General features: G+C 53.0%; 17 protein-coding genes. 13 read left to right on the top strand and 4 right to left on the bottom strand.

Annotation, left to right across the window (positions count from 1 at the left end):
• The first annotated feature begins 191 nt into the window (after positions 1 to 191).
• From purL to glnB, 5 genes are all read left to right on the top strand, one after another.
• Positions 192 to 4,079: a phosphoribosylformylglycinamidine synthase gene (purL, locus tag A7Z06_RS11040; protein ID WP_000970149.1), complete on the top strand. Its 3,888-nt coding sequence runs from the start codon at positions 192 to 194 to the stop codon at positions 4,077 to 4,079.
• A 650-nt stretch (positions 4,080 to 4,729) separates the two neighbouring features.
• On the top strand, positions 4,730 to 6,157 hold the full coding sequence (gene qseE, locus A7Z06_RS11035) for a two component system sensor histidine kinase QseE/GlrK (RefSeq protein ID WP_024165054.1): 1,428 nt from the start codon (positions 4,730 to 4,732) through the stop codon (positions 6,155 to 6,157).
• Between the two features lie 164 nt (positions 6,158 to 6,321).
• Positions 6,322 to 7,035: a two-component system QseEF-associated lipoprotein QseG gene (qseG, locus tag A7Z06_RS11030; protein ID WP_010344382.1), complete on the top strand. Its 714-nt coding sequence runs from the start codon at positions 6,322 to 6,324 to the stop codon at positions 7,033 to 7,035.
• Complete coding sequence (glrR, locus tag A7Z06_RS11025; protein ID WP_000018522.1) at positions 7,025 to 8,359, top strand: two-component system response regulator GlrR; 1,335 nt, start codon at positions 7,025 to 7,027, stop codon at positions 8,357 to 8,359. Before qseG ends, glrR begins: the two co-directional genes overlap by 11 nt.
• Positions 8,360 to 8,419: 60 nt before the next feature.
• Complete coding sequence (gene glnB, locus A7Z06_RS11020; RefSeq protein WP_000717694.1) at positions 8,420 to 8,758, top strand: nitrogen regulatory protein P-II; 339 nt, start codon at positions 8,420 to 8,422, stop codon at positions 8,756 to 8,758.
• A 43-nt stretch (positions 8,759 to 8,801) separates the two neighbouring features.
• On the opposite strand, the gene hmpA is transcribed toward glnB, so the two are convergent.
• The gene (gene hmpA / locus A7Z06_RS11015) at positions 8,802 to 9,992 is read right to left on the bottom strand and encodes an NO-inducible flavohemoprotein (RefSeq protein ID WP_000883132.1); all 1,191 of its coding nucleotides are present in this window, start codon (positions 9,990 to 9,992) and stop codon (positions 8,802 to 8,804) included.
• 327 nt (positions 9,993 to 10,319) lie between these two features.
• Here hmpA and glyA point away from each other — a divergent pair, with 327 nt between their 5' ends.
• Positions 10,320 to 11,573, top strand: coding sequence for a serine hydroxymethyltransferase (glyA, locus tag A7Z06_RS11010; protein WP_000919164.1), 1,254 nt, complete (start codon positions 10,320 to 10,322; stop codon positions 11,571 to 11,573).
• A gap of 63 nt (positions 11,574 to 11,636) precedes the next feature.
• Here glyA and A7Z06_RS11005 read toward each other — a convergent pair whose 3' ends face one another.
• The gene (locus tag A7Z06_RS11005) at positions 11,637 to 12,830 is read right to left on the bottom strand and encodes an ROK family protein (RefSeq protein WP_010344299.1); all 1,194 of its coding nucleotides are present in this window, start codon (positions 12,828 to 12,830) and stop codon (positions 11,637 to 11,639) included.
• Between the two features lie 117 nt (positions 12,831 to 12,947).
• On the opposite strand from A7Z06_RS11005, the gene A7Z06_RS11000 reads away from it, so the two are divergent.
• From A7Z06_RS11000 to A7Z06_RS10975, 6 genes are all read left to right on the top strand, one after another.
• Entirely contained in the window at positions 12,948 to 16,229 is a 3,282-nt protein-coding gene (locus tag A7Z06_RS11000) for a DUF5107 domain-containing protein (RefSeq protein ID WP_010344297.1), read from the top strand.
• Between the two features lie 96 nt (positions 16,230 to 16,325).
• Positions 16,326 to 17,309 (top strand): substrate-binding domain-containing protein, encoded by a 984-nt coding sequence (locus tag A7Z06_RS10995; protein WP_001124876.1) that lies wholly within the window; start codon positions 16,326 to 16,328, stop codon positions 17,307 to 17,309.
• A 22-nt stretch (positions 17,310 to 17,331) separates the two neighbouring features.
• On the top strand, positions 17,332 to 18,843 hold the full coding sequence (locus A7Z06_RS10990; RefSeq protein WP_105279425.1) for a sugar ABC transporter ATP-binding protein: 1,512 nt from the start codon (positions 17,332 to 17,334) through the stop codon (positions 18,841 to 18,843).
• A gap of 24 nt (positions 18,844 to 18,867) precedes the next feature.
• Positions 18,868 to 19,866: an ABC transporter permease gene (locus A7Z06_RS10985; protein ID WP_001276660.1), complete on the top strand. Its 999-nt coding sequence runs from the start codon at positions 18,868 to 18,870 to the stop codon at positions 19,864 to 19,866.
• A gap of 32 nt (positions 19,867 to 19,898) precedes the next feature.
• Complete coding sequence (locus A7Z06_RS10980; RefSeq protein ID WP_000700831.1) at positions 19,899 to 20,993, top strand: zinc-dependent alcohol dehydrogenase family protein; 1,095 nt, start codon at positions 19,899 to 19,901, stop codon at positions 20,991 to 20,993.
• Between the two features lie 11 nt (positions 20,994 to 21,004).
• Positions 21,005 to 21,877, top strand: a complete 873-nt coding sequence (locus A7Z06_RS10975) for an aldose 1-epimerase (RefSeq protein WP_001029469.1) — start codon at positions 21,005 to 21,007, stop codon at positions 21,875 to 21,877.
• A gap of 47 nt (positions 21,878 to 21,924) precedes the next feature.
• Here the strand turns inward: A7Z06_RS10975 and A7Z06_RS10970 are convergent, their stop codons facing one another.
• Complete coding sequence (locus A7Z06_RS10970) at positions 21,925 to 22,347, bottom strand: DoxX family protein (protein ID WP_001094720.1); 423 nt, start codon at positions 22,345 to 22,347, stop codon at positions 21,925 to 21,927.
• Between the two features lie 256 nt (positions 22,348 to 22,603).
• Between A7Z06_RS10970 and A7Z06_RS10965 the strand changes: the two genes are divergently transcribed.
• Complete coding sequence (locus A7Z06_RS10965; RefSeq protein ID WP_000244207.1) at positions 22,604 to 23,743, top strand: 3-phenylpropionate MFS transporter; 1,140 nt, start codon at positions 22,604 to 22,606, stop codon at positions 23,741 to 23,743.
• Here the strand turns inward: A7Z06_RS10965 and csiE are convergent, their stop codons facing one another.
• Entirely contained in the window at positions 23,744 to 25,018 is a 1,275-nt protein-coding gene (csiE, locus tag A7Z06_RS10960) for a stationary phase inducible protein CsiE (protein WP_000983033.1), read from the bottom strand.
• Positions 25,019 to 25,158: the final 140 nt, after the last annotated feature.

The raw sequence follows: 25,158 nt of genomic DNA, 5'->3' as shown, positions 1-25,158 counted from the left end.
CATAAATGAGCGGCATTTTGCGTAAACTTGCGCCAGTTGGCAACTTATTACAGAGATTGGCGGCACGCGTTGCTAATTCATGAGGGCGATTTTATTTCCACGCAAACGGTTTCGTCAGCGCATCAGATTCTTTATAATGACGCCCGTTTCCCCCCCTTGGGTACACCGAAAGCTTAGAAGACGAGAGACTTATGATGGAAATTCTGCGTGGTTCGCCTGCATTGTCGGCATTCCGAATCAACAAACTGCTGGCACGTTTTCAGGCTGCCAGGCTCCCGGTTCACAACATTTACGCCGAGTATGTCCATTTTGCTGACCTCAATGCGCCGTTAAACGATGATGAGCACGCACAACTTGAACGCCTGCTGAAATATGGCCCGGCACTCGCCAGCCACGCCCCGCAAGGTAAACTCCTGCTGGTGACCCCGCGTCCAGGCACCATCTCTCCCTGGTCTTCGAAAGCGACCGATATCGCCCATAACTGCGGGCTGCAACAGGTAAACCGCCTTGAGCGCGGCGTTGCTTACTATGTAGAAGCCGGTACGCTGACCAATGACCAATGGCAGCAGGTTACCGCTGAACTGCACGACCGCATGATGGAAACGGTCTTTTTCGCTTTAGATGATGCAGAGCAGCTGTTTGCTCATCATCAACCGACTCCGGTTACCAGCGTTGATTTGCTGGGGCAGGGGCGTCAGGCGCTAATCGACGCTAACCTGCGTCTTGGCCTGGCACTGGCGGAAGATGAAATTGACTATCTGCAGGATGCTTTCACGAAGCTTGGTCGTAACCCGAACGACATAGAGCTTTATATGTTCGCCCAGGCGAACTCTGAGCACTGCCGTCATAAGATTTTTAACGCAGACTGGATTATTGACGGTGAACAGCAGCCGAAATCGCTGTTCAAGATGATCAAAAACACCTTCGAAACCACGCCGGATCACGTTCTCTCTGCTTATAAAGATAACGCCGCCGTAATGGAAGGTTCTGAAGTGGGCCGCTACTTTGCTGACCACGAAACAGGTCGCTACGACTATCATCAGGAACCGGCGCACATCCTGATGAAAGTAGAAACCCACAACCACCCGACGGCGATTTCTCCGTGGCCGGGCGCGGCGACTGGTTCCGGCGGCGAAATCCGTGATGAAGGCGCAACCGGACGCGGCGCGAAGCCGAAAGCCGGCCTGGTCGGTTTCTCCGTATCCAACCTGCGTATCCCTGGCTTTGAACAGCCGTGGGAAGAAGATTTCGGTAAGCCTGAACGTATTGTTACTGCACTGGATATCATGACCGAAGGCCCGCTGGGCGGCGCGGCGTTTAACAATGAATTTGGTCGTCCGGCACTGAACGGCTATTTCCGTACGTATGAAGAAAAAGTGAACAGCCACAACGGCGAAGAGCTGCGCGGTTATCACAAACCGATCATGCTGGCGGGCGGGATCGGCAATATTCGCGCCGATCACGTACAAAAAGGTGAGATCAACGTCGGCGCGAAGCTGGTCGTTCTCGGCGGCCCGGCAATGAACATCGGCCTTGGCGGCGGCGCGGCGTCTTCCATGGCGTCTGGTCAGTCTGATGCCGACCTCGATTTTGCTTCCGTACAGCGCGATAACCCGGAGATGGAGCGTCGTTGCCAGGAAGTGATCGACCGTTGCTGGCAGTTGGGTGATGCCAACCCAATTCTGTTTATCCATGACGTTGGCGCGGGCGGTCTTTCTAACGCTATGCCGGAACTGGTGAGCGACGGCGGACGCGGTGGTAAATTCGAACTGCGCGATATTCTGAGCGATGAACCGGGCATGAGCCCGCTGGAAATCTGGTGTAACGAATCCCAGGAACGCTACGTGCTGGCGGTTGCAGCCGATCAGTTACCGCTGTTTGACGAATTGTGTAAACGTGAACGTGCGCCATACGCGGTGATTGGTGAAGCGACCGAAGAACTGCATCTTTCTCTGCACGATCGTCATTTTGATAATCAGCCAATCGATCTGCCGCTGGACGTGCTGCTTGGCAAAACGCCGAAGATGACCCGCGATGTACAAACGCTGAAAGCGAAGGGCGATGCGCTGGCTCGTGAAGGGATCACCATTGCTGACGCGGTGAAACGCGTGCTGCATCTGCCGACTGTGGCAGAGAAAACCTTCCTTGTGACCATTGGCGACCGCAGCGTAACCGGCATGGTGGCGCGCGATCAGATGGTGGGTCCGTGGCAGGTGCCGGTCGCTAACTGCGCGGTCACTACCGCCAGCCTCGACAGCTACTACGGTGAAGCGATGGCAATTGGCGAACGTGCGCCGGTTGCGCTGCTGGATTTCGCCGCCTCTGCCCGTCTGGCAGTTGGTGAAGCGTTAACCAACATCGCCGCTACGCAGATTGGCGATATCAAACGCATCAAACTTTCCGCCAACTGGATGGCGGCTGCAGGTCATCCTGGCGAAGATGCGGGTCTGTATGAAGCCGTAAAAGCGGTGGGTGAAGAGCTTTGCCCGGCGCTGGGCCTGACGATCCCGGTGGGTAAAGACTCCATGTCGATGAAAACCCGCTGGCAGGAAGGTAACGAAGAACGCGAAATGACGTCGCCGCTGTCACTGGTCATTTCTGCATTTGCCCGCGTGGAAGATGTGCGTCACACCATCACGCCGCAGCTTTCTACCGAAGATAACGCACTGCTGCTGATTGATTTGGGCAAAGGCAATAACGCGCTGGGCGCAACGGCGCTGGCGCAGGTTTATCGTCAGCTTGGCGACAAACCGGCAGATGTGCGTGACGTCGCGCAACTGAAAGGCTTCTATGACGCGATTCAGGCGCTGGTTGCACAGCGTAAACTGCTTGCGTACCACGACCGCTCTGACGGTGGCCTGCTGGTGACGCTGGCGGAAATGGCGTTTGCCGGTCATTGCGGTATTGAAGCGGATATCGCCACTCTGGGTGACGATCGCCTGGCGGCGTTGTTTAACGAAGAGCTGGGGGCAGTGATTCAGGTACGTGCCGCTGACCGTGAAGCGGTCGAAGCCGTACTGGCACAGTATGGCCTTGCTGATTGCGTCCATTATGTCGGCCAGGCGGTATCTGGAGACCGTTTTGTGATTACCGCCAACGGGCAGGCTGTATTCAGCGAAAGCCGTACTACGTTGCGTGTCTGGTGGGCAGAAACCACCTGGCAGATGCAGCGCCTGCGTGACAACCCGGAGTGTGCCGATCAGGAGCATCAGGCGAAATCTAATGACGCCGATCCGGGTCTGAATGTGAAATTGTCGTTCGATATCAACGAAGATGTGGCGGCACCGTTTATTGCTACTGGCGCGCGCCCGAAAGTTGCCGTACTGCGTGAGCAGGGCGTGAACTCGCATGTGGAAATGGCGGCAGCGTTCCACCGTGCGGGCTTCGATGCTATCGACGTGCATATGAGCGACCTGCTGGCTGGACGCACTGGCCTGGAGGATTTCCACGCTCTGGTGGCGTGCGGTGGTTTCTCCTACGGTGATGTGCTGGGTGCCGGTGAAGGTTGGGCGAAATCAATCCTGTTCAATAATCGTGTACGCGATGAGTTTGCAACCTTCTTTCACCGTCCGCAAACGCTGGCGCTGGGGGTATGTAACGGTTGCCAAATGATGTCTAATCTGCGTGAACTGATCCCGGGTAGCGAGTTGTGGCCACGTTTTGTGCGTAACACCTCCGATCGCTTTGAAGCGCGTTTCAGCCTGGTAGAAGTAACCCAAAGCCCGTCGCTGCTGTTGCAGGGGATGGTGGGTTCACAGATGCCGATTGCCGTTTCTCACGGTGAAGGGCGTGTTGAAGTACGCGATGCGGCGCATCTGGCAGCACTGGAAAGCAAAGGGCTGGTGGCGCTGCGTTATGTCGATAACTTCGGCAAGGTCACCGAAACTTACCCGGCTAACCCGAACGGTTCCCCGAACGGCATTACGGCGGTCACGACTGAAAGCGGTCGTGTCACCATTATGATGCCGCACCCGGAGCGTGTTTTCCGTACTGTCAGCAACTCCTGGCATCCGGAAAACTGGGGCGAGGATGGTCCGTGGATGCGTATTTTCCGCAATGCGCGTAAGCAGCTGGGTTAAGGTATCGGGCAATATGCGCATCGCCTGATGCGCTATGCTTACCTGGTTGGCTCGGATGGTTTTGCAATATATTGAATTCGCAAGATTTTGTAGGCCGGATAAAGCGTTTACGCCGCATCCGGCATTACACAACCACTTAGCCAACAGTTATAAGCTCCCAGCTCCGGGAGCTTTTTTGTGTCTGTAAATCACGACAATGTGTGAGTTATCGTGTCGCTTATAGGTGACACTTAACTTATTGATTTAATTTAAAACGAATAATTTTAGCTTCAGATGTCTCTTTTAAGCGACACAGTGGCTGATTTATAGCCAAGCAGTGGGGCAGCCATTAATCCATCAAACTCACGCTTTATCAGTACGTTACCAAACTATTTTATTTATTGGCACAGTTACTGCATAATAATAACCAGTGGCTCATTCATCCGCTTATGTCAGCCCCTTCGGGACGTGCTACATAAAATTAGAATGACGCACAACAAGGTGCCTGCCGTCCAACTTCTGATATCAGCTTAGCTATATCAACCATCGGGCGAAACGTCGAGTTAGGCACCGCCTTATTCCACAACAAAGCCGGGTAATTCCCGGCTTTGTTGTATCTGAACGTCCCCTCGGTTAGCATCACTCTATTCGCGTCTGACGAGAGTAACACCTTGAAACGCTGGCCCGTTTTTCCCCGCTCATTACGACAACTGGTAATGCTGGCATTCTTGCTCATTTTGCTCCCTCTGTTGGTACTGGCATGGCAAGCCTGGCAAAGCCTGAATGCGCTTAGCGATCAGGCGGCGCTGGTTAACCGCACTACGCTTATCGATGCCCGGCGCAGTGAAGCGATGACCAACGCGGCGCTGGAGATGGAGCGTAGCTACCGTCAGTATTGCGTGCTGGACGACCCTACGCTTGCGAAGGTTTATCAAAGCCAGCGCAAGCGTTACAGCGAAATGCTCGATGCCCACGCAGGTGTGCTGCCGGACGATAAACTTTACCAGGCATTGCGTCAGGATTTGAATAATCTGGCTCAACTTCAGTGTAACAACAGCGGTCCTGATGCTGCCGCCGCCGCGCGTCTGGAAGCCTTCGCCAATGCCAATACCGAAATGGTACAAGCCACTCGCACTGTGGTGTTCTCTCGCGGGCAGCAGTTACAACGCGAAATCGCCGAACGTGGGCAATATTTTGGTTGGCAGTCGCTGGTGCTATTTCTGGTGAGTCTGGTGATGGTGTTGCTTTTCACGCGGATGATTATCGGCCCGGTGAAAAATATTGAACGGATGATCAACCGTCTGGGGGAGGGGCGCTCACTGGGCAATAGCGTTTCGTTCAGTGGACCGAGTGAATTACGCTCGGTTGGGCAACGTATTCTTTGGTTAAGTGAGCGCCTGTCATGGCTGGAATCCCAACGCCATCAATTTTTAAGACATTTATCTCATGAATTAAAAACGCCACTGGCGAGTATGCGCGAGGGCACTGAATTACTGGCTGACCAGGTTGTCGGGCCGCTTACGCCAGAGCAAAAAGAGGTGGTGAGCATTCTTGATAGCAGTAGCCGCAATTTGCAAAAACTGATCGAACAACTGCTTGATTACAACCGTAAACAGGCGGACGGCGCGGTGGAGCTGGAGAACGTAGAGCTGGCACCGCTGGTAGAGATGGTGGTTTCCGCTCACAGCTTGCCAGCACGGGCTAAAATGATGCATACCGACGTCGATCTCAAAGCAACAACTTGCCTGGCGGAGCCAATGCTGCTGATGAGCGTACTGGATAATCTTTACTCCAATGCGGTGCACTACGGGGCTGAATCCGGTAACATTTGCCTTCGCAGTAGTTTACATGGTGCGCGGGTTTATATTGATGTCATCAATACAGGCACGCCCATTCCGCAAGAGGAGCGCGCCATGATCTTCGAACCCTTTTTTCAGGGAAGCCACCAGCGAAAAGGGGCGGTAAAGGGCAGCGGTCTGGGATTAAGCATTGCCAGGGATTGTATTCGCCGTATGCAGGGGGAACTGTATCTGGTCGACGAGAGCGGGCAAGACGTTTGTTTCCGCATTGAATTACCGTCGTCGAAAAACACGAAATAATGTTAAGAGCCTATCCCATTAGGCTATTTTATTTGCCAGTTTGGCTCCGGGCGGTGCTCGAAATCCTCACGTACTACGTGTACGCTCCGGTTTCTCCGCGTTGTCCGTGTCCAAACTGCCTGCAACGATTACGCCTACTGGGAAAGGCTCTAAGTCTGGTGAATATGCGACACATTTTTCAACGATTATTGCCCCGACGGCTGTGGCTGGCGGGGTTGCCTTGTCTGGCGTTGCTGGGTTGTGTGCAGAGTCACGATAAGCCTGCCATAGATACGTCAGCAGAAGAAAAAATTCCGGTTTATCAACTGGCTGATTATCTTTCTACCGAATGTAGCGACATCTGGGCGCTGCAAGGTAAATCAACCGAAACTAATCCGCTTTACTGGCTACGGGCGATGGATTGCGCCAACCGTTTAATGCCAGCGCAGTCGCGCCAGCAAGCCCGTAAGTATGGCGATGGCAGCTGGCAAAATACCTTTAAACAGGGGATTTTGCTCGCCGACGCTAAAATTACGCCGTATGAGCGTCGCCAGATGGTCGCGCGCATAGACGCGTTAAGTACTGAGATCCCGGCGCAGGTTCGCCCGCTGTATCAACTCTGGCGCGACGATCAGGCGTTACAATTGCAACTGGCACAAGAGCGTCAACGCTACAGTAAACTCCAGCAGTCCAGCGACAGCGAACTGGATACCTTGCGCCAGCAGCATCACTTTCTACAGCAACAACTGGAACTCACCACTCGCAAGCTGGAAAACCTGACCGATATTGAACGTCAGCTCTCGACCCGCAAACCGGCCGGAAATTTCGCGCCGGACACACCGCACGAGAGCGAAACGCCCGCACCATCTACCAGTGAGGTCACCCCTGATGAGCCATAAACCTGCGCATTTATTATTGGTCGATGACGATCCGGGATTGCTGAAACTGCTTGGCCTGCGCCTGACCAGCGAAGGCTACAGCGTGGTCACGGCGGAAAGTGGCGCTGAAGGATTACGGGTACTGAATCGCGAAAAAGTAGATTTAGTCATCAGCGACCTGCGGATGGATGAAATGGACGGTATGCAACTGTTTGCTGAAATCCAGAAAGTGCAGCCGGGAATGCCAGTAATTATTCTTACCGCGCATGGTTCCATTCCCGATGCCGTTGCCGCGACACAGCAGGGCGTGTTCAGTTTCCTCACCAAACCTGTTGATAAAGACGCGTTGTATCAGGCAATTGACGATGCACTGGAACAATCCGCGCCAGCCACAGACGAACGCTGGAGTGAGGCGATTGTTACCCGCAGTCCACTGATGTTGCGTTTGCTGGAACAGGCGCGGCTGGTGGCGCAATCAGATGTTAGCGTTTTGATTAACGGTCAGAGCGGCACCGGGAAAGAGATTTTCGCCCAGGCTATCCACAACGCAAGCCCGCGCAACAGCAAACCATTTATTGCTATTAACTGTGGCGCATTGCCCGAGCAGTTGCTGGAGTCGGAGCTGTTTGGTCATGCACGCGGCGCGTTTACCGGCGCTGTCAGCAATCGCGAGGGCTTATTCCAGGCGGCGGAAGGCGGTACGTTATTTCTCGATGAGATTGGCGATATGCCCGCGCCTTTGCAGGTCAAACTGCTGCGCGTGTTGCAGGAGCGCAAAGTACGCCCGCTGGGCAGCAACCGCGATATTGATATCGACGTGCGGATTATTTCCGCCACTCACCGCGACCTGCCAAAAGCGATGGCGCGCGGGGAGTTCCGCGAAGATCTCTATTATCGCCTCAACGTTGTCAGCCTGAAAATTCCGGCACTGGCGGAGCGCACGGAAGATATTCCGCTACTGGCAAATCACCTGTTGCGCCAGGCGGCAGAGCGACATAAACCGTTTGTCCGCGCGTTCTCCACTGATGCAATGAAACGCCTGATGACCGCGAGCTGGCCAGGCAATGTGCGTCAGTTGGTCAACGTGATTGAACAGTGCGTGGCGCTGACCTCATCCCCGGTAATTAGTGATGCGCTGGTGGAACAGGCGCTGGAGGGCGAAAACACGGCGCTGCCCACCTTTGTTGAGGCGCGTAATCAGTTTGAACTCAACTATTTGCGCAAGCTGCTGCAAATCACTAAAGGCAACGTCACCCACGCGGCGAGAATGGCGGGGCGCAACCGGACAGAATTTTATAAACTGCTTTCCCGACACGAGCTGGATGCAAACGATTTCAAGGAATGAATCGGCGTAATGTGTTACGTTTAGCAGATCAGAAGACAGGCGACCTTTTCAAGGAATAGCATGAAAAAGATTGATGCGATTATTAAACCCTTCAAGCTGGACGATGTCCGCGAGGCACTGGCTGAAGTCGGCATTACCGGCATGACGGTCACCGAGGTGAAAGGTTTTGGCCGCCAGAAAGGCCATACCGAGCTGTATCGCGGCGCGGAATATATGGTGGATTTTCTGCCGAAGGTGAAAATTGAGATTGTCGTACCAGACGACATTGTCGATACCTGTGTAGATACCATTATTCGCACTGCGCAAACCGGCAAAATCGGTGACGGTAAAATTTTCGTCTTTGACGTGGCACGGGTTATTCGTATCCGTACCGGTGAAGAGGACGACGCGGCGATTTAAACCGCGTCAGGGTTGCCGGATGTTTCCATCCGGCAATATCAAATCACAGCACCTTATGCGGGCCAAAGCATTCGTAATGAATGTTTTCCTGCTTCACGCCCAGATCCACTAACTGTTTCGCGGCAAACTGCATGAAGCCAACCGGGCCGCAGAGATAGAACTGCATTGTCGGATCGCTGAACGCACCTTCCAGTTTGCTCAAATCCATCAGACCTTCGCTATCAAACTGACCTTTCGCGCGATCGGCCTCACTCGGCTGACGATACCAGGTGTGTGCGGTAAAGCGCGGCAGTGATTGCCCCAGCTCCTTAACTTCATCAGCAAAGGCGTGAACATCGCCATTTTCTGCCGCATGGAACCAGTTCACTTGTGCTGTGTGGCCTGCTTTTGCCAGCGTATCGAGCATAGCCAGCATTGGCGTTTGACCGACACCGGCAGAGATTAAGGTTACCGGTGTGTCATTTGTCACATCCATAAAGAAATCACCCGCCGGAGCCACCAGCTTCACGACATCGCCAACATTGGCGTGATTGTGCAGCCAGTTGGATACCTGCCCACCCTCTTCGCGTTTCACCGCAATACGATAGCCTTTGCCATCCGGCTTGCGGGTCAAAGAGTATTGGCGAATTTCCTGATGCGGGAAACCTTCCGGTTTCAGCCAGACACCGAGATATTGCCCCGGACGGTATTCTGCCACTGCGCCACCGTCGACCGGCTCCAGTTCGAAGCTGGTGATAAGCGCGCTGCGCGGTGTTTTAGCCACAATGCGGAAATCGCGAGTACCTTCCCAGCCACCGGCTTTGCTGGCGTTTTCGTTATAGATTTCCGCCTCGCGATTGATAAATACATTAGCCAGTACGCCATAGGCTTTCCCCCACGCGTCCAGCACTTCCTGCCCCGGGCTGAACATTTCGTCCAGGGTCGCCAACAGGTGTTCACCGACGATGTTGTACTGTTCCGGTTTGATCTGGAAGCTGGTGTGCTTCTGAGCGATTTTTTCTACGGCTGGCAGCAGCGCAGGCAGGTTTTCAATATTACTGGCGTAGGCGGCAATGGCGTTAAACAGGGCTTCACGTTGATCGCCATTACGCTGGTTACTCATGTTAAAAATTTCTTTGAGTTCTGGGTTATGAGTAAACATACGGTCGTAGAAATGGGCGGTTAACTTTGGCCCCGTTTCCACCAGTAAAGGGATGGTGGCTTTTACTGTAGCGATGGTTTGAGCGTCAAGCATATGGTCTTCCTTTTTTTGCATCTTGATTGATGTATCTCAAATGCATCTTATAAAAAATAGCCCTGCAATGTAAATGGTTCTTTGGTGTTTTTCAGAAAGAATGTGATGAAGTGAAAAATTTGCATCACAAACCTGAAAAGAAATCCGTTTCCGGTTGCAAGCTCTTTATTCTCCAAAGCCTTGCGCAGCCTGAAGGTAATCGTTTGCGTAAATTCCTTTGTCAAGACCTGTTATCGCACAATGATTCGGTTATACTGTTCGCCGTTGTCCATCAGGACCGCCTATAAAGGCCAAAAATTTTATTGTTAGCTGAGTCAGGAGATGCGGATGTTAAAGCGTGAAATGAACATTGCCGATTATGATGCCGAACTGTGGCAGGCTATGGAGCAGGAAAAAGTACGTCAGGAAGAGCACATCGAACTGATCGCCTCCGAAAACTACACCAGCCCGCGCGTGATGCAGGCGCAGGGTTCTCAGCTGACCAATAAATATGCTGAAGGTTATCCGGGCAAACGCTACTACGGCGGTTGCGAGTATGTTGATATCGTCGAACAACTGGCGATCGATCGCGCGAAAGAACTGTTCGGCGCTGACTACGCTAACGTCCAGCCGCACTCCGGCTCCCAGGCTAACTTTGCGGTCTACACCGCGCTGCTGGAACCAGGTGATACCGTTCTGGGTATGAACCTGGCGCATGGCGGTCACCTGACTCACGGTTCTCCGGTTAACTTCTCCGGTAAACTGTACAACATCGTTCCTTACGGTATCGATGCTACCGGTCATATCGACTACGCCGATCTGGAAAAACAAGCCAAAGAACACAAACCGAAAATGATTATCGGTGGCTTCTCTGCATATTCCGGCGTGGTGGACTGGGCGAAAATGCGTGAAATCGCTGACAGCATCGGTGCTTACCTGTTCGTTGATATGGCGCACGTTGCGGGCCTGGTTGCTGCTGGCGTCTACCCGAACCCGGTTCCTCATGCGCACGTAGTGACTACAACCACTCACAAAACCCTGGCGGGTCCACGCGGCGGCCTGATCCTGGCGAAAGGTGGTAGCGAAGAGCTGTACAAAAAACTGAACTCTGCCGTTTTCCCTGGTGGTCAGGGTGGTCCGTTGATGCACGTAATCGCCGGTAAAGCGGTTGCTCTGAAAGAAGCGATGGAGCCTGAGTTCAAAACTTACCAGCAGCAGGTCGCGAAAAACGCTAAAGCGATGGTAGAAGTGTTCCTGGAGCGCGGCTACAAAGTGGTTTCCGGCGGTACTGATAACCACCTGTTCCTGGTTGATCTGGTTGATAAAAACCTGACCGGTAAAGAAGCTGACGCCGCTCTGGGTCGTGCTAACATCACCGTTAACAAAAACAGCGTACCGAACGATCCGAAGAGCCCGTTTGTGACCTCCGGTATTCGCGTGGGTACTCCGGCGATTACGCGTCGCGGCTTCAAAGAAGAAGAAGCGAAAGAACTGGCTGGCTGGATGTGTGACGTGCTGGACAGCATCAATGATGAAGCCGTTATCGAGCGTATCAAAGGTAAAGTTCTCGACATCTGCGCACGTTACCCGGTTTACGCATAAGCGAAACGGTTAATCTGTTGAAAAAAGGCTTCCTCCGGGAAGCCTTTTTACGTTATCACACCATCAAATCTGTCGTAACTGCGCCTCAACATACAAATAGCCAATCCCCAGCACCTGTTGTGCGCGGCTTAATTGCCCGAAGCCAATCTGTGTCGCTTTTACGCTCGGCCCTTCGTCGCGGTCGAACGGGTTAAATCCCGTCTGGCGAATTATGGTATTAAGCCAGTTCTCGCCAAAGGCGCAACTGCGACCATACAACCAAATCTGATTAATATTGAGGATGTTGAGGAAGTTATACAGACTCAATCCTATAGCGTTGGCAGAGCGGTCAACCCAACTGGTGACCCACGGTTCTCCGCTCTGCCAGGCAGCGATTAATTGCGCGGTAGTCAGTTTTTCGGGATCAAGCTGAGTATTAACCGGTTGTGATTTTAGCCATACCCGCGCCTGCTTTTTAAATGCGCTTAACGAGGCGACGGTTTCCAGACAGCCATAACGCCCGCAGTCGCAGGCGACGCCATCCGGGTTAACGATGGTGTGACCAATCTGTCCGCTGCCATACAGACTGCCGCGATAAATTTGCTCGTTAATCACGAACGACGAGCCAATGCCGTAATCAACGTTGATTACGCAGAAATCCCGTCCCTGCGAATTATTTTGCCATTTCTCCGCCAGCGCCAGCATCACACAGTCATTATCGACCATCACCCGAATGCCGAGCTTCTCTTCCAGCAGATACTTCACCTCAACCGGCGTAGTCCACGGCGCTTGCGGCATGGTTTGCGACACACCGGTCACTGGATCAACCTGACCGTGGATTGCCAGCGCCAGATTGATGGTACGACCCGGCCACAATTTACGGTGGCGATGCCAGCATTTTTCGATTTCGGACAGCAGAGCCTGCGGCGTCGGTGCATCAATCTGTAAATATTCAAATACACCTTTCGGACTTAAACAGGCATTAGCGACCTGGCACTCAATGCTGGTGGGCGTAACGTTCAGGCACAGCGTCCAGTCGCCATCCGGCGCAATCAGCCATGTGCCGCTACTATGCCCGCGCGTCTGGCTTTCATCGTCGATATTCACCACCCGCTTTTCGTTTTCCAGCTCCTGCAAAATGTTACTGACCGCCGGAATCGAAATTTGCGCCAGCCGGGCGAGCGTCGATTTATTGGCGCGTTTTTGCCGGTACAGCAGTTCCAGAATCACGCATTTGTTATGGTGGCGGATCTGTTGATTGTTAATGCAGGCTCTCATCTTCACTAAACCTTGTTTAGTTAATTGCGTGATTATTCCGCGAAAACATTGCCAGATTGTTCAATACACTGCCACAAATCTTTTAATTCAGTATGTCTTGTTAATATTGAGGGCACCATGACTCCAGTAAAAGTGTGGCAAGAGCGCGTTGAGATCCCGACCTATGAAACCGGGCCGCAGGATATACATCCCATGTTCCTGGAAAATCGCGTTTATCAGGGATCGTCCGGCGCGGTTTATCCCTACGGCGTGACCGATACGTTGAATGAGCAGAAAACCCTGAAATCCTGGCAGGCAGTGTGGCTGGAAAACGACTACATCAAAGTGATGATCCTGCCGGAACTGGGCGGTCGTGTGCATCGCGCGTGGGATAAAGTGAAACAGCGCGATTTTGTCTATCACAATGAAGTCATTAAACCTGCGCTGGTGGGGCTGCTGGGGCCGTGGATTTCCGGCGGGATTGAGTTTAACTGGCCGCAACATCATCGCCCGACGACCTTTATGCCCGTCGATTTCACCATTGAAGCCCATGAAGACGGCGCACAGACTGTATGGGTTGGCGAAACGGAGCCGATGCACGGTCTACAGGTGATGACCGGCTTCACGCTGCGCCCTGACCGTGCGGCGCTGGAAATCGCCAGCCGCGTCTATAACGGCAACGCCACGCCGCGTCATTTCTTGTGGTGGGCCAACCCGGCAGTGAAAGGGGGGGAAGGGCATCAGAGCGTTTTCCCGCCCGATGTGACTGCGGTGTTTGATCACGGCAAACGGGCAGTGTCTGCTTTTCCCATCGCCACCGGCACCTATTACAAAGTGGACTACTCCGCCGGCGTGGACATTTCGCGTTATAAAAACGTGCCTGTTCCTACCTCATATATGGCTGAAAAATCGCAGTACGATTTTGTTGGCGCGTGGTGTCACGATGAAGATGGCGGTTTATTACACGTTGCCAACCACCACATTGCGCCGGGTAAAAAACAGTGGAGCTGGGGACACAGTGAATTTGGTCAGGCGTGGGATAAGAGTCTGACCGACAATAACGGCCCGTATATCGAGCTGATGACCGGCATTTTTGCCGATAACCAGCCCGATTTTACCTGGCTTGATGCTTACGAAGAGAAGCGTTTTGAGCAGTATTTCCTGCCTTACCATTCTTTAGGCATGGTGCAAAACGCCTCCCGCGATGCGGTAATTAAATTACAGCGTAGCGAGCGGGGGATTGAGTGGGGGCTGTATGCCATCTCCCCGTTGAACGGATACCGACTGGCGATCCGTGAAATAGGCAAGCGCGAAGCGTTACTTGATGATGCCGTTGCCCTGACGCCAGCGACCGCCATCCAGGGTGTGTTGCACGGTATTGATCCGGACAGAATGACCATCGAACTTTCCGATGCGGATGGCAATATTGTACTGAGTTATCAGGAACATCAGCCACAAGAGTTGCCGCTGCCGGACGTCGCCAAAGCACCACTGGCAGCACAAGACATTACCAGTACAGATGAAGCCTGGTTTATCGGTCAGCATCTGGAGCAATATCATCACGCCAGCCGTTCACCGTTCGATTACTACCTGCGCGGCGTGGCGCTGGATCCGCTGGATTATCGCTGTAACCTGGCGCTGGCGATGCTGGAATATAACCGTGCCGATTTCCTGCAAGCGGTGGCGTATGCCACTCAGGCGCTGAAACGCGCACATGCGCTGAACAAAAACCCGCAGTGTGGGCAAGCCAGTTTGATCCGCGCCAGTGCGTATGAGCGTCAGGCACAATATCAACAAGCCGAAGAGGATTTCTGGCGAGCGGTCTGGAGCGGCAACAGTAAAGCGGGGGGCTATTACGGTCTGGCACGGCTGGCGGCGCGTAATGGCAACTTCGATGCAGGGCTGGATTTTTGCCAACAAAGTCTGCGCGTCTGCCCAACCAATCAGCAAGTGCTGTGCCTGCATAACCTGCTGCTGGTATTAAGCGGTCGTCAGGACAATGCGCGTTTACAGCGTGAGAAACTGCTGCGCGATTACCCGCTGAACGCCACCTTGTGGTGGCTGAACTGGTTCGATGGTCGTACCGAGTCTGCCCTCACGCAGTGGCGTGGTCTGTGTCAGGGGCGTGACGTTAACGCCCTGATGACCGCCGGGCAACTGATTAACTGGGGAATGCCCGCTCTGGCGGCAGAGATGCTGAACGCTCTGGACTGCCAGCGAACGCTGCCGCTTTATCTGCAAGCCAGTTTGTTGCCGAAAGCTGAGCGCGGCGAATTGATTGCGAAAGCCATTGACGTGTTCCCGAAGTTTGTTCGTTTCCCTAATACGCTGGAAGAAGTCGCGGCGCTGGAGAGTATTGAAGAGTGCTGGTTCGCCCGTCATTTACTGGCCTGTTTCCACTACAACAAGTGCAGTTATGGCAAAGCGATAGCGTTATGGCAACGTTGCGTAGAGATGTCGCCGGAGTTTGCCGACGGCTGGCGCGGGTTGGCGATCCATGCGTGGAATAAGCAGCATGATTATGAACAGGCCGCCCGTTATCTTGATAATGCTTATCAACTTGCGCCGCAGGATGCACGTCTGCTTTTCGAACGGGATTTGCTGGATAAGTTAATCGGAGCCGCACCGGAGAAACGGCTGGCGCGTCTGGAAAATAATCTGGCAATTGCCCTGAAACGCGACGACATGACCGCAGAACTGCTCAATTTGTGGCATCTCACCGGTCAGGCAAACAAAGCGGCGGACATTCTCGCCACGCGCAAATTCCACCCGTGGGAAGGCGGGGAAGGGAAGGTGACCAGTCAGTTTATCCTCAACCAGTTGTTACGCGCCTGGCAACATCTTGATGCCAGAGAGCCGCAGCAGGCCAGCGAACTGCTTCATGCCGCGCTGCATTACCCGGAGAATTTGAGCGAAGGCCGACTACCGGGGCAGACTGATAACGACATCTGGTTCTGGCAGGCAGTATGCGCCAAAGCACAGGGTGATGAAGTTGAGGCGACGTGTTGTTTACGCCTGGCGGCGACCGGCGATCGCACCATCAATATCCACAGTTATTACAACGATCAGCCAGTTGATTATCTCTTCTGGCAAGGGATGGCGCTGCGACTGCTGGGTGAAAAGCAAACTGCACAGCAACTGTTTAGTGAAATGAAACAGTGGGCGCAAGAGATGGCGAAAACCAGTATCGAAGCGGATTTCTTCGCTGTTTCACAACCTGATTTATTGTCGCTGTATGGCGATTTACAACAGCAGCATAAAGAAAAATGCCTGATGGTGGCGATGCTGGCGGCAGCGGGATTAGGGGAGATTGCGCAATATGAATCTGTTCGCGCTGAATTGACGGCGATTAATCCGGCCTGGCCGAAAGCAGCATTATTCACTACCGTGATGCCTTTTATTTTTAACTACGTTCACTAAACCCTATTAACTGTAATCTTTGAGCGGCACGCGCTGCCGCTCATCACTAAATAATTAAAATAAGCTGTTGTAAATAAAAACCCTACAGGAGGCTCTATGCCTAAAAAAATGAGAACAACCCGTAATATAATTTTAATGGCTACGCTATTAGGTAGCGCCCTATTTGCCAGGGCTGCGGAAAAAGAAATGACCATTGGCGCAATATATCTTGATACTCAGGGATATTATGCCGGTGTGCGTCAGGGTGTTCAGGATGCAGCAAAAGATTCTTCAGTACAGGTTCAGTTAATAGAAACTAACGCCCAGGGCGATATTTCGAAAGAAAGTACATTTGTTGATACGCTTGTGGCGCGTAATGTCGATGCCATTATTTTGTCTGCTGTTTCTGAAAATGGCAGCAGTCGCACCGTTCGTCGCGCCAGTGAGGCGGGTATTCCGGTGATTTGCTACAACACCTGTATTAATCAAAAAGGTGTCGATAAATATGTCTCGGCGTATCTGGTCGGTGATCCGCTGGAATTTGGTAAAAAACTGGGTAACGCTGCCGCCGATTATTTTATTGCCAATAAAATTGACCAGCCAAAAATTGCCGTCATCAATTGCGAAGCCTTTGAAGTTTGTGTGCAACGTCGTAAAGGATTTGAAGAAGTATTAAAAGCCCGGGTTCCCGGCGCACAAATTGTCGCTAATCAGGAAGGGACTGTTTTAGATAAAGCGATTTCCGTTGGTGAAAAACTGATTATCTCCACGCCGGATCTGAACGCCATTATGGGGGAATCGGGCGGTGCGACACTCGGCGCGGTAAAAGCGGTACGTAATCAAAATCAGACCGGAAAAATTGCTGTTTTCGGTTCGGATATGACCACTGAAATTGCTCAGGAACTGGAAAACAACCAGGTGCTGAAAGCGGTGGTGGATATTTCCGGTAAGAAAATGGGCAATGCTGTTTTCGCGCAAACATTGAAAGTTATCAATAAACAAGCCGACGGTGAAAAAGTGATTCAGGTGCCTATCGACCTCTATACCAAAACGGAAGACGGTAAACAGTGGCTGGCAACGCACGTTGATGGTCTGCCCTAATAGCTGATTCGCAGAGGTTCCTATGTTCACGGCAACAGAGGCAGTTCCGGTAGCAAAAATGGTGGCAGGAAATAAGCGTTATCCCGGCGTCGTTGCGTTGGATAACGTTAACTTCACGCTCAATAAAGGCGAAGTTCGCGCGTTGTTAGGTAAAAACGGCGCGGGCAAATCGACCCTCATTCGAATGCTTACCGGCAGCGAACGTCCGGACAGCGGTGATATCTGGATTGGCGAGACGCGACTGGCAGGTGACGAAGCTACGCTGACTCGCCGTGCCGCTGAACTGGGGGTACGTGCGGTTTATCAGGAATTAAGTCTGGTGGAAGGGCTGACGGTGGCGGAAAACCTCTGTCTCGGTCAGTGGCCCCGCCGCAACGGCATGATTGATTATCCGCAAATGGCGCAGGATGCCCAACGTTGCTTACAGGCGCTGGGTGTTGATGTTAGCCCTGAACAACTTGTTTCAACGCTAAGCCCGGCGCAAAAGCAACTGGTGGAAATTGCGCGGGTGATGAAGGGCGAGCCGCGCGTGGTCATTCTTGATGAACCTACCAGTTCACTTGCCAGTGCGGAAGTTGAACTGGTGATCAGCGCCGTGAAAAAGATGTCGGCACTGGGCGTGGCGGTGATTTATGTCAGCCACCGGATGGAAGAAATTCGCCGCATCGCTTCCTGTGCCACCGTTATGCGCGACGGGCAGGTGGCGGGCGATGTGATGCTCGAAAATACCTCCACGCATCATATTGTGTCGCTGATGCTTGGGCGCGATCACGTTGATATTGCGCCGGTTGTCCCTCAGAAAATTGTGGATCAGGCCGTGCTGGAAGTTCGCGCGTTACGCCATAAGCCTAAGCTGGACGATATCAGCTTTACGCTGCGTCGTGGCGAAGTGCTCGGCATTGCTGGCCTGCTGGGGGCTGGGCGCAGTGAGTTGCTGAAAGCGATTGTTGGGCTGGAAGCGTATGAGCAGGGCGAAATTGTTATCAACGGCGAGAAAATCACGCGCCCCGATTACGGTGACATGCTGAAACGCGGCATTGGCTATACCCCAGAAAATCGCAAAGAAGCGGGGATCATTCCCTGGCTGGGCGTTGATGAAAATACAGTGCTGACCAATCGGCAAAAAATCAGCGCCAACGGCGTGCTGCAATGGTCCTCCATCCGCCGCCTGACCGAAGAGGTGATGCAGCGGATGACGGTCAAGGCTGCCAGTAGCGAAACGCCTATTGGCACGCTTTCTGGCGGCAATCAGCAAAAAGTGGTGATTGGTCGTTGGGTCTATGCCGCCAGTCAGATTTTATTGCTCGACGAGCCAACGCGTGGCGTCGATATCGAAGCCAAACAGCAGATTTACCGTATTGTCCGCGAGCTGGCTGCCGAAGGAAAAAGCGTGGTGTTTATCTCCAGTGAAGTGGAGGAATTGCCGCTGGTGTGTGACCGCATCCTGTTATTACAGCACGGTACGTTCTCGCAGGAGTTTCACTCGCCGGTCAATGTGGATGAGCTGATGTCCGCCATTCTGTCTGTGCACTGATGAATTTTACCGAGGAACCTGAAGATGTCTGCTTCGTCATTACCATTGCCGCAGGGCAAGAGCGTCTCGCTCAAACAATTTGTCAGTCGCCACATTAATGAGATCGGTCTGCTGGTGGTGATTGCCATTCTTTATCTGGTCTTCTCCCTGAACGCGCCTGGCTTTATCTCATTGAATAATCAGATGAACGTTCTGCGCGATGCTGCCACCATCGGGATCGCTGCCTGGGCGATGACGTTGATTATTATCTCCGGTGAAATTGATGTCAGCGTTGGGCCGATGGTGGCCTTTGTCTCGGTGTGCCTGGCGTTTTTACTGCAATTTGACGTTCCGCTGGCGGTGGCGTGTCTGCTGGTGTTGCTGTTAGGCGCGCTGATGGGAACGCTGGCCGGGGTGCTGCGCGGCGTGTTTAACGTGCCAAGTTTCGTTGCCACGCTGGGGCTGTGGAGCGCCCTGCGCGGAATGGGCTTGTTTATGACGAACGCCCTGCCCGTGCCAATTGACGAAAACGAGGTGCTGGACTGGTTGGGCGGGCAATTTCTCGGCGTGCCGGTATCCGCGCTGATCATGATGGTGTTGTTTGCGCTGTTTGTGTTCATCAGCCGTAAAACCGCTTTCGGACGCTCGGTGTTTGCTGTTGGCGGTAATGCCACAGCGGCACAGTTGTGCGGCATTAACGTTCGTCGGGTGCGCATTCTTATCTTTACTCTTTCGGGAGTATTGGCGGCAGTCACCGGGATTTTGTTGGCAGCCCGCCTCGGTTCCGGTAACGCAGGCGCCGCAAACGGTCTGGAGTTTGATGTCATTGCTGCGGTCGTGGTCGGCGGTACGGCACTTTCCGGCGGTCGTGGCTCGCTGTTCGGTACGCTGCTTGGCGTACTGGTGATTACGCTAATCGGTAACGGTCTGGTGCTGCTCGGGATTAACTCCTTTTTCCAGCAGGTGGTGCGCGGCGTCATCATCGTGGTGGCGGTGCTGGCGAATATCTTGCTGACTCAGCGAAGCACTAAAGCGAAACGCTAAACCTTAACGCCCCTGGCGCGGGTGCGGCAGGGATGAAAATTAATCGTATTGTTAATGAGGGATTTATGAAAACGATGCTGGCAGCTTATTTACCAGGAAATTCCACCGTCGATCTGCGGGAAGTTGCGGTGCCAACGCCGGGGATTAACCAGGTACTGCTCAAAATGAAATCCTCCGGAATTTGCGGGAGCGATGTCCACTATATCTATCATCAACACCGCGCCACGGCGGCGGCGCCCGATAAACCGTTATACCAGGGATTTATCAACGGTCATGAACCGTGCGGGCAGATTGTAGCGATGGGGCAGGGTTGCCGCCATTTTAAAGAGGGCGACCGTGTGCTGGTGTATCACATTTCTGGCTGTGGTTTTTGCCAGAACTGCCGTCGCGGTTTTCCTATTTCTTGTACTGGCGAAGGAAAAGCCGCTTACGGCTGGCAGCGTGATGGTGGTCATGCCGAATATCTGTTGGCGGAAGAAAAAGACCTGATTCTCCTGCCGGACGCGTTGAGCTACGAAGATGGTGCGTTTATCAGTTGCGGCGTTGGCACGGCGTATGAAGGGATCTTGCGCGGCGAAGTCTCTGGCAGCGATAACGTGCTGGTGGTCGGTTTGGGGCCTGTCGGCATGATGGCGATGATGCTGGCGAAAGGTCGCGGTGCAAAACGGATCATCGGCGTTGATATGCTGCCGGAACGTCTGGCGATGGCGAAACAGTTAGGCGTGATGGATCATGGTTATTTAGCAACCACCGAAGGTCTGCCGCAGATTATTGCTGAACTCACCCACGGCGGCGCAGATGTTGCGCTCGATTGTTCCGGTAATGCCGCAGGTCGTTTGCTGGCATTGCAATCCACTGCCGACTGGGGACGCGTGGTCTACATCGGAGAAACCGGAAAAGTGGAGTTCGAGGTTAGCGCCGACCTGATGCATCATCAACGGCGGATTATTGGCTCCTGGGTAACCAGTTTATTCCATATGGAAAAATGCGCCCACGATTTGACCGACTGGAAACTATGGCCGCGTAACGCCATTACCCACCGCTTCTCGCTGGAACAGGCTGGTGATGCCTATGCGCTGATGGCAAGCGGCAAATGCGGCAAAGTCGTGATTAACTTCCCGGATTAAGGAGTTAGCGAATGGCCATCTATACCTTATCTCACGGGGCGCTAAAGCTGGACGTTTCTGACCAGGGTGGTGTCATTGAAGGTTTCTGGCGCGATACGACGCCACTGCTACGTCCCGGTAAAAAAAGCGGTGTGGCAACCGATGCCTCCTGTTTTCCGCTGGTGCCGTTTGCAAACCGGGTGAGCGGCAACCGTTTTGTCTGGCAGGGGCGTGAGCATCAACTGCAACCGAATGTTGAGTGGGATGCGCACTATCTGCACGGCGATGGCTGGCTGGGCGAGTGGCAATGTGTAACGCGCAGTGATGATAGCTTGTGCCTGGTGTATGAACATCGCAGTGGTGTTTATCACTATCGGGCAAGTCAGGCGTTTCATTTGACGGCGGATACGCTGACGGTCACGTTCTCAGTCACCAATCAAGGGGCAGAATCTTTGCCGTTTGGTACGGGCTGGCATCCTTATTTTCCGTTGTCGCCGCAAACGCGGATTCAGGCACAGGCGAGCGGTTATTGGCTGGAGCGGGAACAGTGGCTGGCGGGCGAGTTTTGTGCGCAGTTACCGCAGGAACTGGATTTCAACCAGCTCGCGCCGCTGCCGCGCCAGTGGGTGAACAATGGTTTTGCCGGCTGGAATGGTCAGGCACGCATTGAGCAGCCGCAGGAGGGTTACGCCATCATCATGGAAACGACGCCACCCGCGCCATGCTATTTCATCTTTGTTTCCGACCCGGCGTTTGATAAAGGTTATGCGTTTGATTTCTTCTGTCTGGAACCAATGAGTCATGCGCCAGATGACCATCATCGCCAGGACGGTGGTGACCTCATTGCGCTTGCACCGGGGGAATCGACAACCTCAGCGATGTCGTTGCGGGTGGCGTTGCTGTAATTTATAAAATGCCGGATAAGGCGTTCACGCCGCATCCGGCATCTTTTCTAACGTCGATCGAGAGAAATCGCCCCCGGCCCGGTAATTGCCAGCAGCAGGAATGCGCCAGCGATACTGATATTCTTCCAGAAATTAATCATATTTGGTCCGACCGCATCTCCGGTCATATCCCAGTAATGGTGACCAATCACCGCCGTGCCCAGCGTGTAGAAAATAAACAGTACCGCCAGCGGACGGGTGAAAAAGCCAAGCACGATTAATATCGCGGCAGGCACTTCCATAACTACCGCAATAATCGCTGCCAGCATCGGCATCGGTGCGCCCAGCGAGGCCATATATTGTACCGTACCGTCAAAGCCCATCATTTTGGGAAAACCAAAAATAATGAAAATTAAGATGACGGCGATACGGGCAATTAATAACAAAACGGGGCGGGCGGCGCCAAAATCAAAATAACGTAGTGTGTTCATAACCAATCCCTTTGCAAGATAATGTGATTTAAACGTAATACACACACTCGCACCTCGCCACGCCTCAGCAGATGAGAAATTTGGTAATTATCCAGGTCAGCATCCAGCGCATTTTCTGTAGGTGATATTTTGTTAGCGGTATTAACGATAATTTTTTCCAGAATGGTGTACTGGAAGTGGCCCTGATTTTCTTATTTTTCAACTTGCAACAACATTCGATTAACCTCAGACTTACGCCTCCTGACGGGAGGGACTCATGGTTTTGCAATCCACGCGCTGGCTGGCGCTCGGTTATTTCACATACTTTTTTAGCTACGGTATTTTTCTACCTTTCTGGAGCGTCTGGCTTAAGGGGATTGGCTTAACGCCAGAAACTATCGGCCTGTTGTTGGGGGCAGGGCTGGTTGCCCGTTTTCTCGGTAGTTTGCTCATCGCGCCCCGCGTCAGCGATCCTTCTCGCCTGATTTCTGCACTTCGTGTACTGGCGTTGTTGACACTGCTGTTCGCCGTCGCCTTCTGGGCTGGCGCACATGTGGCGTGGCTGATGCTTGTGATGGTCGGTTTTAACCTCTTTTTCTCACCGCTGGTGCCGTTAACTGACGCGCTGGCGAATACCTGGCAAAAGCAGTTTCCGCTTGATTACGGCAAAGTGCGACTTTGGGGCTCAGTGGCGTTTGTCATTGGTTCGGCGCTGACGGGCAAACTGGTCAGCGTGTTTGATTATCGGGTGATTCTCGCGATGTTGACGCTGGGCGTGGCATCCATGCTACTTGGTTTTCTGATTCGCCCGACCATTCAACCGCAAGGGGAGAGCCGCCAGCAGGAGAGCACGGGGTGGCCGGCCTGGCTGGCGCTGGTTCGCCAGAACTGGCGCTTTCTGGCCTGCGTTTGTCTATTGCAGGGGGCGCACGCAGCATATTACGGTTTTAGCGCCATATACTGGCAGGCGGCGGGTTACTCGGCTTCGGCGGTGGGCTATTTATGGTCGCTTGGTGTGGTGGCGGAAGTCATTATCTTTGCGCTGAGTAACAAACTTTTCCGTCGCTGTAGCGCCCGCGATATGTTGTTGATTTCGGCGATTTGCGGGGTAGTACGTTGGGGCATTATGGGGGCAAGCACTGAGCTACCGTGGCTGATAGTGGTGCAAATTCTGCATTGCGGCACCTTTACCGTGTGCCACCTGGCCGCCATGCGCTACATTGCCGCTCGTCAGGGAAGCGAGGTTATCCGTTTACAGGCGGTTTATTCTGCCGTCGCGATGGGCGGCAGTATCGCTATCATGACCGTTTTCGCCGGTTTCCTGTATCAATATCTCGGACATGGCGTGTTTTGGGTGATGGCGCTGGTGGCGCTTCCGGCAATTTTTTTGCGCCCGAAAGTGGTTCCCTCATGCTGATTATTCCAGCATTTTACGGATCTGCTCCTGTTGGTGTGCGGTCAGGATCTGATTCGTATGAATCAGCGGCGGCGAAAAGAGCGGCAAAGGGATGGTATAAGGGGTAATAATCAGCACCGTATTTTTCGGGGCGCCATTTCGTAAAAATGTCTTCACCGATATATGCTTAATATTGAGTGGCAATAGTGTAAGTTCGCGCAATTGCTGCTCAATATTCGCTTCTCTTTCACTGTCATTGCCCGTCAACAAAATAATCTTTTTTTCGTTAATTTCATTTGCTTGCATCAGCCATGCGCCGAAAATCACCGCTACCAGGCCACTTTCCTCATCGGAAAAACGGACATTGTATTCATTTTCAAACCCGGTTAGCGCCGCGCGAGTTGTACGAACCAGGCGTGGGTAAAGTCGGCTGAACTCTTCTGGCAAGGTGTTATCAATACCGATGGCAAACAAACTACGACGTAATGCCTGAGCGAGATGAGTATAAAGCTGATCGCATAACCCCTGTTCATCATAGAAACGAACATTTCCCTGCTCACGAAAACGTTGTACCAAACGAACAATGGCCAGACGTAATTGCCGATCGCGCTGATGAGCATCCTGCAGCGGGTTGGGAACTTGCAACATGGAAAAGAGCAACGCCATAAACAACGGTTCATCTGGTGGAACAGGCTGGCGTGCCCGGCGTTGCCAGTGGCGACCAATTTCCTGTGCTACCTGAAACTCAAGACAGGACTCAGCCCATCGACGTTGCAGCGGGTTAAAATGTGGCGAGATCCCGGCGTGATGTTGTAGCAGGCAATATTGCAGATACAGGCACAGAAAATGAACATCACGTGCTTCAAAGCATTTTTGCAACCGTCGTGCACAGAGATTAACTAAAGCTTGCAGGTTGGTATCGTCGTAAAAGTTACGAGCAATCCCACGGCGCTTCAGTTCTTCCTTTAAGGCCGGAGTGAAACGGTTAGTGATGAATGATGGACATAAACGGAAACCGCGTCGTAGCCAGTGAAATAAACATAAACGTTGGTTAAGTACTGTACCTTCGACCCGGTAGCTACCGTCATAGCCAGTGGTGAGCGTGAGCTGGTGATAGCGGAGGATTTCCCGTCCTGTTTCGCTGATATCGCGAACCGCAATATTATCATCCACACCATTAAGCTCGCTGAGAGTGGCCGTGGTGGCGGTCAACCACGGCTGAAATAGTGTCAGCAAGATCTGGCAGCGGCGCTGGGGAGCAGAAAGGACAGATGGTGGAGCAAGTGTAGGCATCATCTGTAGATCTCCCATAAGCATAATTGATAAGAATAGCTAAAGTTTGCTTAGGGAAATGGTGAATGGAATGCTAATTATCAGAAATGCTGGCAGACATCACAGAATTTTTATCGATTTAAACCGATATGATCAGTTTAATA

Source organism: Escherichia sp. MOD1-EC6819 (assembly GCF_002965765.1).
Lineage (GTDB): Bacteria > Pseudomonadota > Gammaproteobacteria > Enterobacterales > Enterobacteriaceae > Escherichia > Escherichia ruysiae.
This window is presented reverse-complemented; position numbering and strand designations above follow the sequence as displayed.